The sequence below is a fragment of the Vallitalea okinawensis genome (assembly GCF_002964605.1).
Taxonomy (GTDB): Bacteria; Bacillota; Clostridia; order Lachnospirales; family PQDH01; genus Vallitalea_A; species Vallitalea_A okinawensis.
On sequence record NZ_PQDH01000004.1, the window covers coordinates 17,149 to 29,859 of the forward strand.

Annotated in this window: 10 protein-coding genes; 4 read left to right on the forward strand and 6 right to left on the reverse strand. The window is 33.5% G+C overall.

Going from position 1 to position 12,711, the window contains the following annotated elements; all coding sequences use genetic code 11:
• Window positions 1–102: 102 nt before the first annotated feature.
• On the forward strand, window positions 103–1,404 hold the full coding sequence (locus C1Y58_RS13085; RefSeq protein WP_105616515.1) for a hemolysin family protein: 1,302 nt from the start codon (window positions 103–105) through the stop codon (window positions 1,402–1,404).
• Between the two features lie 62 nt (window positions 1,405–1,466).
• On the opposite strand, the gene C1Y58_RS13090 is transcribed toward C1Y58_RS13085, so the two are convergent.
• Entirely contained in the window at window positions 1,467–2,024 is a 558-nt protein-coding gene (locus C1Y58_RS13090) for a hypothetical protein (protein WP_105616516.1), read from the reverse strand.
• Window positions 2,025–2,409: 385 nt separating this feature from the next.
• On the opposite strand from C1Y58_RS13090, the gene C1Y58_RS13095 reads away from it, so the two are divergent.
• From C1Y58_RS13095 to C1Y58_RS13105, 3 genes are all read left to right on the forward strand, one after another.
• Window positions 2,410–3,990, forward strand: a complete 1,581-nt coding sequence (locus C1Y58_RS13095; protein WP_105616517.1) for a sensor domain-containing diguanylate cyclase — start codon at window positions 2,410–2,412, stop codon at window positions 3,988–3,990.
• A gap of 160 nt (window positions 3,991–4,150) precedes the next feature.
• Window positions 4,151–5,923, forward strand: coding sequence for an aminopeptidase P family protein (locus C1Y58_RS13100; RefSeq protein ID WP_278286104.1), 1,773 nt, complete (start codon window positions 4,151–4,153; stop codon window positions 5,921–5,923).
• Between the two features lie 184 nt (window positions 5,924–6,107).
• Entirely contained in the window at window positions 6,108–7,004 is an 897-nt protein-coding gene (locus tag C1Y58_RS13105; protein WP_105616518.1) for a mechanosensitive ion channel family protein, read from the forward strand.
• 61 nt (window positions 7,005–7,065) lie between these two features.
• On the opposite strand, the gene C1Y58_RS13110 is transcribed toward C1Y58_RS13105, so the two are convergent.
• The 5 genes from C1Y58_RS13110 to C1Y58_RS13130 form a co-directional block, all read right to left on the reverse strand.
• Window positions 7,066–7,386, reverse strand: a complete 321-nt coding sequence (locus C1Y58_RS13110) for a hypothetical protein (protein ID WP_105616519.1) — start codon at window positions 7,384–7,386, stop codon at window positions 7,066–7,068.
• Window positions 7,387–7,495: 109 nt separating this feature from the next.
• Window positions 7,496–8,887 carry a family 4 glycosyl hydrolase gene (locus tag C1Y58_RS13115; protein ID WP_105616520.1) on the reverse strand — a complete coding sequence of 464 codons (1,392 nt, stop codon included), beginning with the start codon at window positions 8,885–8,887 and terminating at the stop codon, window positions 7,496–7,498.
• 114 nt (window positions 8,888–9,001) lie between these two features.
• Window positions 9,002–10,699, reverse strand: coding sequence for a type 2 periplasmic-binding domain-containing protein (locus C1Y58_RS13120; RefSeq protein WP_105616521.1), 1,698 nt, complete (start codon window positions 10,697–10,699; stop codon window positions 9,002–9,004).
• 117 nt (window positions 10,700–10,816) lie between these two features.
• Window positions 10,817–11,731, reverse strand: coding sequence for a carbohydrate ABC transporter permease (locus C1Y58_RS13125; protein WP_105616522.1), 915 nt, complete (start codon window positions 11,729–11,731; stop codon window positions 10,817–10,819).
• Window positions 11,725–12,702 (reverse strand): ABC transporter permease, encoded by a 978-nt coding sequence (locus tag C1Y58_RS13130; protein WP_242985395.1) that lies wholly within the window; start codon window positions 12,700–12,702, stop codon window positions 11,725–11,727. Before C1Y58_RS13130 ends, C1Y58_RS13125 begins: the two co-directional genes overlap by 7 nt.
• Window positions 12,703–12,711: the final 9 nt, after the last annotated feature.

Below are 12,711 nucleotides of genomic sequence, written 5' to 3' on the forward strand. Positions count from 1 at the left end.
TTCTACTTTTGTGATTATCATCTTAAAGTTTTGCAAAAAATGAAAATAGTGTATAATGTATATGAGCACTAATTATATTTTGAAAGGTAAGGGTATAAAGGGATGGATACAAAAATTGGTTTACAGCTTCTATTAATCGCTATTTTAACATGCCTCAATGCCTTTTTTGCATCAGCAGAAATGGCTATTGTTTCATTAGATAAAAATAAAATTAATAAGTTAGCGGAAGGTAATAATAAGAAAGCTCAACTGCTGCTCAAATTATTGGATGAACCCAGTAAGTTTTTAGCTACTATACAAGTTGGTATTACTCTAGCAGGATTTTTTTCAAGTGCATCAGCGGCTACCGGGATATCAGGTGAATTTGCTGTTTTTCTAGAGCAATTTAATATTCCTTATAGTCATCAAATAGCAGTTGTGCTGATTACCATCATATTATCCTATTTTATGCTTGTATTTGGAGAGCTATTTCCAAAGCGTTTAGCTCTACAAAAAACTGAAACCATTGCTATGTTTACAGTAAAACCTGTTCACTATATTTCTAAAATTACCATGCCTTTTGTTAAATTGCTTTCAGCATCAACGAATCTGTTATTAAAGGTTTTCAGACTGGATCAAGGGAATATGGATCAAAAGGTATCTGAAGAAGAGATTCGGTTACTCATAGAAGTTGGAAGAGAACATGGTGTTATTAATCAAATTGAGAAACAAATGATTAATAGTATTTTTGACTTTGACGATAAGCTTGCTAAAGAGGTTATGATTCCAAGACCAGATGTATTTACAATTAATATAGCAACACCTCTCAGTAATGTATTAGATGAGTACTTCCAGGATAAATTCTCAAGAGTCCCTGTTTATGAGTATGATAATGATAATATTATTGGAATCCTGCTATTAAAAGATTTTCTTGTAGAAGCAAGGGAATATGGGTTTGAAAACGTCAATATAAGAAAGTTATTACATCCACCCTATTTTGTGCCAGAAACAAAACCTATTGATGAATTATTTATAGAGATGCAGAGAGCAAAGAAACATATGGCTATTTTAATTGACGAATATGGGGGATTCTCAGGAATTGCAACACTAGAAGATCTTATTGAAGAAGTTTTCGGTGAAATCAATGATGAATTTGATGAAGATTATCATGAAAATGTTGAGTTAATAGATACGAATACCTATAGAGTTAATGGATTATTGACTATAAATGCTCTTAATAAGTATCTTAATCTAGATTTAGATACTGAGAATGCAGACACTATTAGTGGTTTTTTAATGAACCTACATGGTAGTATCCCATCTTCAGAGGAAGATATTATTATTGAACATAAGAACATCATTTTTCAAATAGAAAATGTAGAAGATCGAAGAATAGAAAAAATCAAGCTTACAATCAATAAGTAGGTACTTAAAACCCCTATCGAATAAATAATTCGTAGGGGCTTTTGTAACTTTTCATATGTATATCATATATAACTAAGTTCATTGATACGTTTTGGATACAGAGCTAACTTACCCATGTATATAAGTTCATGTTGATTCATTTTCTTATTAAAATCTATGGGTGTTACATTATTTGGTGCTTTATCGAATTCCAGTATACTGCTTTCTTTGAGAACTTCTGCCACAAAGTGGGAGCAAAAATACTTATTTTCTCGATCGCATGTTATACCAAATCTTAATGTAACAACACCAACTAAGTTATAGCCATACTTTCTAGGATCTTTCTTAAATTCCCCAATAAGTTCAAGTAACTGGTTATATTGCTCTTCATCGACTGGTACTTTATAAACACCAGCATATGTATTTTTAAACCTAGCAAAGGTACCTTTTTGTATATCTTCTTCAACGAATCCTGCAATGAACGGATTACGCGGTTTTAAACGTCCAAAAGAATAGATTTCATCTAGTTCTTCATCTAATGCTAAAGAAACATGTGTATATTCTGCTCTTGAGCAATATTTGATTAGAGTTGCAAAAGCAGAACTTGTGTGGCTCAGCACAATATAAACATATCTTTTCATCTATTTCATCCCATCCCTGAAGTATTTTCATGTGAGTGTACTAGCAGATGTAGTATACTTAATATCTATATTAAAGTATAATCAGCTTACTGTCAATAAATACAACATGAAAAGAGTTATATAAGCATTACTTTACAAATTTTGATATTATATTGTATAATTATAGTATATCTATGATATAGCCTAAAATTTAGTTATTCCTATCTAGTAATCTTTCTAATAAAATAATAATTATCACATTCCTGCCAGATGATCTAGCGTAAATCCAAACCATAGCAATAGGTGTATTTTAGTATCAATATATTTCATCACAAAACTACCACATCTACAATTTATAATAAATGAAATCATAATCACATCGATATGTGGAAGGAGGTATACTTTGATGAATATAAAATATGCATTAGAAAATAAAAAATTATTTACGAAGTATTTGCTATACCTATTTCTAATTTTTTCAGCAATTTATATTTTTGAATTTCTTATTTTACAGAGCAATGAAGTACTTACTGAGCGAAACAAGATTAAGCTCAATGAAGAGCATCTGGTCAATTCAGAGAAGTATATATTAGCTAAAGAATTCAGTAGTATTATTTCGGATCTACTGTACATTTCCGATAATTATAGAATGCATGCAATAGATGAAAACTCACAATATAATGTAGAAGAGGATTGGAGGAGTTTTGTCGATAACAAAAAGATATATGATCAATTGAGGTACATTGATTCAGAGGGTAGTGAAGTTCTTAGAATTAATTACAGAGATAAGGGATCCTATGTGGTACCGGATAAATTGCTTCAAAATAAAGTCAATAGAGATTACTTTCAAAACACCATCAATCTTAAATCAGGTCAAGTATTTATATCCAAGGTCGATTTAAACATAGAAGAAGGAACCATAGAAATGCCTTTAAAACCCATGATTCGTTTTTCTACTCCACTGATGAATAGGGATGGTGAAAAAGTAGGTATAGTTGTACTTAATTATTATGCAAGGTTTTTGTTAGATGAATTTAAAGCTATTTCTGAACGCAGTCAAGGAGAAATAGCCTTGGTTAACAAAGATGGTTTCTGGATTAGTAATGATGATAGTGGTAAAGAATGGGGATTTATGTATGAGGACAAGCAACACATAAGTTTTATGGATGAATTTAATGAAGAGTGGTCCTATATTAAAGATATGGAGGAAGGTAGCTTAATATCTGACAAGGGATTATTTGTATTTTCTAGAACAGAGAATATAAAAAAGAGCCAGTCTGTAACTCATTATGATCTTTATCTAGATGAAAATAATTGGATGATTATATCCTACATACCAAAAAATAGCGAATTGGGCTATATCTTTGATGATAATTTCGGAAAGATTCTTTTAAAAGATTTAATGGGGAACTGGTTTGTATTTGTGATCATCCTAATCGCAGCTTTTTTCCTAGCCATCTTAATGGTGATTAATCGTATTTCAAAGGATGAAATCAAATTTTATTCAGAGTATGATGCAATGACCAATCTATTAAACAGACGAGCAGGTCTTGAAAGATTACATGCAACGATAAATGATCATAAACACTCCGCAATTTGCTTTGTCGATATCAATGGTTTGAAAACAGTTAATGATGTTTTAGGGCATGCAAAAGGGGATGAATTAATTATCACATTCTCAAAAATAATGAAAAAATGTATAAGACAAAATGATTATATTTCTCGCTTGGGTGGTGATGAGTTTCTTATCGTTTTACCAAATACGACTTTAGAGCAAGCTGAAAGTGTCTGGGAAAGAATTAAGCAAGAATACGAGTTAATCAATAAAGAAGAGAAGAGGAAATACATATTAAGTGCAAGCCATGGTATATCTTATTGTAATTGTGATAATGATACATATATTGATAACCTTGTCAATATGGCAGATGAGAAAATGTACGAAGAAAAAAGAGAGATAAAGAAAAATATTAAAATTATAAGAGATTAACAAAATATTTACCCTTTTATCTAATCCTGTATAGTGATACAGGATTTTTTTTGTTGTATAATTTATGAGCTATAGAAGTTTCTTAATTTATTAGTTTTGGAGGAATTTTAGTGATGAAGGAGAAAGTTACCTATAGAATAGATGAAAAGGAGGGATTACATTGATTAACGCTAGAATTCAATCATTTCGACAGAAAATGATGGAGCATCAAATAGACTGTTATATTATACCTAGTTCCGATGCCCATCAAAGTGAGTATGTTGCTGAACATTGGCAATGCAGGGCATGGATTTCTGGATTTACTGGTTCAGTAGGAACTGTCGTCATAACGTCGAATAAAGCATGTCTCTGGGTGGATGGTAGGTATCATGTGCAAGCAGAAAAGCAGTTAAAAGGATCAGAGTTTATCTTAATGAAGCAAGGCTTACAAGGGGTACCAAATTTTATTGAATGGATTGAAGAAGAGATGCAGGAAGGACAGACCATAGGATTTGATGGTCATGTCATGGCATCAAGTATCTATAAGGAATTATTGCACATTGGTAAAAAGAAAGTATTAAAATTTAAGATGAATGATGATTTAATGGATCACATTTGGGAAGATCGCCCTCCGTTGCCGAAAAAGAAAGCTTTTGTCTTAGATACTTCTTACGCAGGCAAAACTAGACTTGAGAAGATTCGGGATGTACGTGAAGAGATGAAAAAGCTAGGAGGAGAGTCTTATTTAATCCCAAATCTTGATGATCTCTGTTGGTTATTCAATATACGTGGCAATGATGTTAAGTTTAGTCCAGTAGTTATTGGCTATGGTTTAGTAACCATGTCAGAGGCGAGTTTATTTATTGATGAATGTAAATTATCTGAATCAGTACGAGCAGAACTTGAAGGGGATAATATACGAATACTAACTTATGATTATATAAAAGAGTATTTGGAGAAAATGGATGTTACTTCAATGATTTATACACCTGCGTTAACGAGTATTTCACTGATTAAAGCTCTTAAGCCATCAGTAAAATGTATTGAAGAAGAAGCTATAGCTTCTAGATTGAAAGGCATTAAAAATGATACTGAAATAAAGAATCTCAGAGAATGCCAAATCATTGATGGTATAGCTATGGTTCGATTTATTAAGTGGCTCACAGAAAATCTTGATACCGATCAAATAACGGAGCTTACAGTAGAAGAACAATTACGCCTATATAGAGGTCAGCATAAATTGTATAGAGGAGAGAGTTTTAATACCATTGCAGCATATGGCGAGAATGCAGCAATGATGCATTATGCAGCAAAGGAAGATAGCTTCTCTCATGTAGAAATGAAAGGATTTTTGCTTGTTGATTCGGGAGGTCAGTATTTAAATGGTACAACTGATATAACAAGAACCTTTGCAGTAGGCACCTTAACAGAAGAAGAAAAACTTGATTATACCCTTACTCTTCAAGCACATATAGCACTTGCTAGAGCCATTTTTCTTCACGGCACTACGGGACCTCACTTAGATATACTAGCAAGAAAGCCTATGTGGGATAATGGATTAGACTATAAATGTGGAACTGGTCATGGGGTGGGGTTTTTCATGAATGTCCATGAAGGACCACAAACCATTCGAAATAATAACAACAATGTGGCTTTAGAAAAAGGAATGATTTTAACCAATGAACCTGGAGTGTATAAGGCTGGTCGTCATGGTGTACGCATTGAAAATACCATGCTTGTGGTTGATGCATTTACAACAGAATGTGGGGAATTCTATAAGTTTGAAACCATATCCTATTGTCCAATTGATTTAAAAGGAGTTTTAGTTGAGCGATTAACAGAAGAGGAGAAGCGATGGATCAATGCTTATCATCAAATGGCCTATGAGAAACTATCACCATTCATGACCCCAGAAGAAGTGGATTTTCTCAGAAGTATTACAATAGCAATTTAAATATAAAGATATTTCATTTAAAAATAACTCTCCTGATTCAACTAATGGAGAGTTGTTTTTCTTTTAAGTGTTAAATGTACATGTGAAACATATATTAATATTGACTAGATAATTCTAATTTGTTATGCTACAAGGTATACAAGGATTTAGCTTTGAAGAAGTATAGATGGGGAGGTTAATAAGAATGGACCAAAATGTTATGGTAGAATTTTTTGAAAACATCGGTATCGGAAATATTGAGTTAAATAGTAATTTGGTTATATCTATCATACTCATTCTATCCATCTGGATTATTAATAGAGTCCTCATTAAAATCACCCACAAATATATGGAGAACGTACAAAGATTTTATTATGTTAAGAAATTAATCAACTACTCTTCCATAACCATTCTACTCATAGTATTGATATCAATTTGGTTAATGAGTGGTCAATCCATGACCACTTTTCTAGGATTGCTTTCAGCAGGTTTTGCTATAGCTCTAAAAGATTTATTAATCAATTTTGCAGGTTGGCTATTCATTATCCTAAAAAAGCCTTTTGAGGTAGGCGACAGAATTGAAATAAATAATTCTGCTGGAGATGTTATTGATCAGAGGATTTTTCAGTTTACGATTATAGAGATCGGTAATTGGGTTGATGGTGACCAGAGTACTGGAAGACTTATTCATGTACCTAATTCAAAGGTTTTTACTGACAATTTAGCGAACTTTACAAAAGCTTTTCAGTTTATATGGAGTGAAATGAGTGTCATTATTACATTTGAAAGTGATTGGCAGAAAGCAAAGAAGATTTTATTAGAGATCGTTGATAATAAAGAAATAAGCATTATTGATGATGCAAAGAGCCAAATCAAAGAGGCCTCATTAAAGTATATGATTATGTACAAAAACCTAACACCTATCGTCTATACCAGTATAGAAGACTATGGTATTAAACTTACTATACGCTATCTATGCGACCCAAGAAATAGAAGATCCAGTCGACATGCTATTTATGAAAAGATATTATTAGCATTTAATGAAGAAATGGATATAGAATTTGCTTATCCAACTCAGAAGATTTATTTTAATGATAAATAATTATTACAAATACCCAACTAAAGAGTATCCCTTGGTTGGGTATTATTAATTCCATTTGATGTTAAGAATTTTTCAGCTTGTCATAAGCAAGTAAAGCTAATTCTTCCCATTTTTCAGAGTACTGGGCATCAATCACATACCAACCGGCTAAAGGAGGTTTATTCTTAAATGGATTGAGAAGTTCGTAGTCTGAAATAGTATAGGGCGTGAAATCAAATTCTTTACCAAGCTTGAATACCATTTTTTCTTTATAATAAAATGCAAATACTTTCTTATTGAAGGTTATAGCTGGAGATGACATCATCTTTCCATAAGCAATATCATCAATGTCTGTCACTAATTTTGCTGCAATATTATCATAGATCATCTTTGGTTCACTCATTATATCTCCTCCGATTTAAATTGCTAACTTATTATGATTTTACCCTATTGGAATAGTTGCAGTCAAATGAGTGATCATCCTTTTAACCTATAAATAAATTTATAATACTTTAATGCAATAACCATTCAGGTAAATAAGCTTTTGTATTATCAATCATAATATTGAAAAGCTCTGTTGACTCTTCTATAGATAATCTTTTCACCATAGGTTCATTGGCAAATATATTCATGATGCCTTGTTTATCTTGATTGAAGAATGCATGAATGAGGGCTTCTTGATTAATGGCATGTTGTAATACAAGATTTTGGACGTTAAGCGGCAAGTTGCCAGTTTGAACGGGCTTAACTGACCCGCTTTTAAAAACAGCATTTGTCTCAACAACAGCTCCTTTAGGTAGCCATGGTATCTGACCAGCGTTAGGTAGATTGACATTGGAAACGAATGATTTTAAGCCTAAGATAGATTTAATTTGCTGAACACCTTCTTCGCCTGATGGTGAAATAGTCAGCTCTTTCTTTCCTGCAATAATATCATTTGTTTCCTGATTTTTGTTTCTTAAGCTATTAATTCTTCTTTCCACTTTTGTCAACCAATAGATCCACTTTTCTTGGTCACTTTCATTTTTTAGGTACCATTGAGGAACAAATTCGATAAGGTGTCTATCGCCAGCTGCTGCAATAACTCCGTATCTTCTGAAAAGATCAAACTTTACTTTATGAGCATTTTTAAAAGGATCTCCTCTGTGTTCTTCTTTGATCAGTCCATGATCATAATATTTGTTAGCAAATTGAGTATAAATGGGTATTAGATCAATATCCTTGTAAAATGCCTCATCGATCCAAGTGAAATGATTAATACCAGAAACATTAACCTTAATTTGAGATCGATCAGTTAATCCTAAGTTGAGTTCTTCATTAAGTGCAGTCATTAACAATTCTTGTGTTCCAAATACTTCATGGCAGCACCCAAAGGCTTTAATTTGTGGGAAAACTTGATATAATGTTCTAACACATAAGGTCATAGGGTTGGTGTAATTGATGACCCAAGCATCTGGCGCATAATCCTTAATAGCATTGGCTATTTCTATATACATAGGAATGGTCCTTAAAGCTCTTATATAGCCACCAGGACCAACAGTATCACCAACCGCCTGATAGATGCCGTAACACTCAGGTGTATGAACATCGGAGTACATATCTTTTTCTATTGTCCCAGGAGTAATAGAAATAATAACGAAGTTTGCTCCCTCTAGGGCATCTTTAAGTGTATGGACTGCTTTATAATGCCATGTCGTTTTAGCGCCAGGTAAGTTATTAAACATATTACCGATAACTTCATTTTTCTTTGCAGCCTTTGTATCTATATCGTAAAGCCTAACTTCTCCACTGATTGACTCTTCAATAATTAAGTCAGACATAATTTTCCTAGCCCACTGCCTACTTCCTCCACCAATGTAAGCTATATTAATCTTGTTGCTTGTTCTTTTTTCGTGTGTATTCATATCAAAACTCCTTGCATGATAGTTAGTGACGTAATAATACCTAAGTGAAAAGTAAAGTTATGGGATTAACCCTTACTAGTTGTTTGATGTGGTTAATCCCGTTTTTTGAATCCATTATCTATTTCGATCAAGAGCTGTGTTATAAATCTCTACAAGTCTTTCCATCCCTATTTCGTTACACTTTGTTATATAATTGTTCCACCAAGTATCGTTTATTTGTGTATAAGCATTAGTTATAGCTTCTGCGAAAGCTTCATCTTGATAAAACTCAAGGTTAGTTTTGATGTTATTAATTTCATCTTGTTCTTCTGAAGTAAAGCTGACTGGTACACCTGGAACAAAATTAACCTCTCCCGATGCATAGGCCTCAAGATATATTTTTTCTATCTCATCTACAGGTGATTTACCAAATTCTTCACCATACTTGATGTGTCTGAAAGTATCATGAATAACGTCTGGTGTTATACCAATATTTAAGAAGCCATTATCGTAACGAGCAGTTTTACTATTGTTGTTAAAGTCTGCATAGATCAGGTCATTCCACTCTTTTGTTTCTTGATAAACGCGTATACCATCAACAGTATCAACAAGTTCAATTTGTTCGCCAATAATACCGTATGCATTTTGTATAATAAGCTCTTCAGTTAAGAAGGAATCCAGTACTGCGGCGGCAAGTTCAACATTTTTACTTGAGCTAGATATTCCGATACGACCTTTTCTCATAAAGTGAGTAGCTCGTTGGTCAAGTCGCTGGCCATCGAATTCTGTAGGCAACATAGGTACAAGCTCAAAACCTTCTGGCATATTAGGCTGATCATTAAAACCTATGGTGCTTGCACTCCATATGGTAAAGCCACCACGGTCTGAAGGGAAGTACATGTTTTTAGGATCGTCCTCAGTGAACAACTCCTTACTGAAAATACCTATATCATACCATCTAGAAGTTTCTGTTAAAGCGTGTCTGAACTCATTTGTGCTCCACCCATGGTAAAATTCTGAACCATCATCACTAATAATGACACGACCAGTTGCTCTACTTTCTGTACGAGCACCAAAAATTGGAGGTAGGTTTTGCTTTAATACCCATGCTTTGGAGACAAAAGGAACAGTGATACCGCCGGCTCCAAGGTTATTATCTTTGAATGCTAGTAATACTTCTTCAAGTTCCTCGGTAGTTTGAGGAACTTCCATACCTACTTTTTCCAGCCAATCTTTTCTGATCAAAGGTACATGGGTTGGTTTAAATCTCTCAGCAGAAGCAATTAAGAAGAGCTCTCCTTGGGGAGTGACGCTTGCTTCATAGATCTGTTGACCCAGTGGATGATTTTCAAAAAAGTTTTTTGTATTAGGCATTAAATCCATGTACTGATTAAGATCAACAAATGCTCCTTCATTAGCAAATTGAACCATGGCATCATTTAAATGGGCCACAGATATAATGTCAGAAGGAAATCCTTCAGTAGCATGTAAGTTAAGATCTGTAGTATCGTCTACATTTGGATTAGCAGTACCAATTAACTTGACACCTGTTGCTTCTTCATAAAAGTTTGCAAAAGTTGAATCTGTGGTAAAGGAAAATCCACCATCTTGTTTAGCAAAGATAGATATCTCAGCTGGTTCATTAACAATCTGGCCGAATGTACCATCATAAACAATATTTGAATCTGTTTTTTTAGTTTCTTTCTTCGTTTCCTTTTTTACTTCATCTTGATTATCGCTAGTTACATTAGTATCATCAGTTTTTTGTCCAGTACAAGCGATTAGACTGACTGATAAAGTAAGGATAAGTAATAAAGCTAAAATTCTTTTCAATTGAGTTCCTCCTCTTATTTTCATTTTACCCCCCGAAAAAGCTTCGGGATATAGATTTTATCTACAAGATCTTTTCTTTTATACAGTATTGTTTATTAAAAGAGTAGACCTATGTATTCAGCTTTTAACACCACCTAAGGTAATACCTTTGGTAAAGTGTCTCTGAACGTAAGGGTATACAATAACAACTGGTATAAGGGATAGTACCATGATTGCATACTTAAGTGTTGTATCATTATGTCCACCAGCTTCTATTTTAATGATTTCATTACTTGTATCATCAATATTCTCAGCTGTATACAAGAGCAAACGCCTTAAGATAATCTGAATAGGTTGTTTACTTTCTGTTTTGATCAATAGTGAGTACCAGAACCAAGAGTTCCAACTTGATAAAGCATAAAATAATGAGACAGTTGCTAAGATAGGTGATGATAAGGGGACAAAAATCTTTGTAAGAACCTGGGACTCACTTGCACCATCTATTGTTGCGGCTTCCACAAGTTCCTTTGGAAGAGAGTCGAAGTAGTTCCGTATGAGAATGATATTAAATGCGGAAATACCAAATCCTACAATCATTCCAAGGCGGGAGTCCCCCATGCCTAAATTAATGTAATTGAGATAACGTGGTATAGTTCCTGCTCCCAGCCACATGGTGAATAAAACGAAAAAGTTAAGAAATCGATTAAATAAGAAATTTTTTCTCGACATAACATAAGCCACCATAACAGAGATCACCATACAGTAAGCAGTACCTGCAAACATATAGAAAAAACTGTTGGCTAAGGAAACCCAAAGTGCTCGGTCAGAAAATAAATATTCATATGCACTAAAGGTCAAGTCTACTGGCAACAAAAATACTTGTTTACGATCAACAGCAATACCACTACTCAATGAAGCTGAAAGTACATATAGAAGGGGATAGAGTGCACCTATAATAGCAATAACCATCAGTATGTTGACAATATATCCAAATATAAGCTCCCCTTTAGATAATCCGTAATATTTTGTCTTCTTGAGTTTAAAACTTACCATAAAGATGTACCTCCGATTTTTTTAGATATTCTATTAGAAATATATACAAGGATGACAGCTACAACTGATTCAAAGAGACCAGCAGCTGTTGCCACATCAAGTTGATTAGCTCCTTGTAAACCGATTCGATAAATATATGATCCTAGAACATCTGCAACCTCATAGGTCTGTGGTTGATAAAGTAATATAGTCTTTTCAAATCCTATACTTAATAACTTACCTACTCGTAATATAAACATAATAATGATAGTAGAAGAAATACCAGGCAAAGTGATGTTCGTAATAACATGGAACTTATTAGCTCCATCGACTTTAGCGGCTTCATAGAGAGAAGGTGAGATCCCAAGTAGTGCAGCAAAATATATAATGGAGTCAAATCCTGCATTCTTCCATACACCTGACGCTATGTAAATGAATCTGTAGTACTCTGGCATAATCATAAAGTAAATGGGTTCGTCAATGATATGTAAACTCATAAGAATATTATTGATAACCCCTGTATCCGGAGAAAGTAGATTGATAACAAGACCTGCTACCACCAGTTCCGATATGAAGTGAGGCAGGTAAAGGACTGTTTGTGATACTTTTCTAAATAAATTGTTGCGAATTTCATTAAATAAGAGTGCCAAAATGATTGGTATAGGAAAAGCGAATATTAAACTATAGGCATTAATTAATAGAGTATTTTTTAGTGCCCTCAGGAACATGAATTTCCCCGAACCAGAGAAGATATACTTAAAGTTATCCAGTCCTACCCAAACACTGTCCCAAATTCCCTTAAAAGTACTATAATCCTTGAAGGCAATTTGCAGGCCGTAAAAGGGCAGATAATGAAATATAAGATAATAAATAATTGCTGGTAAAGCTAAAAAATAAAATAGCTTTTGATGTTTAAAGGAATATTTAAGCTTTGTACCAAAAGTTACTTTTTTTGTACTACTTCTAAGTGGTTTCACCATATGATTAGCCATATCATAACT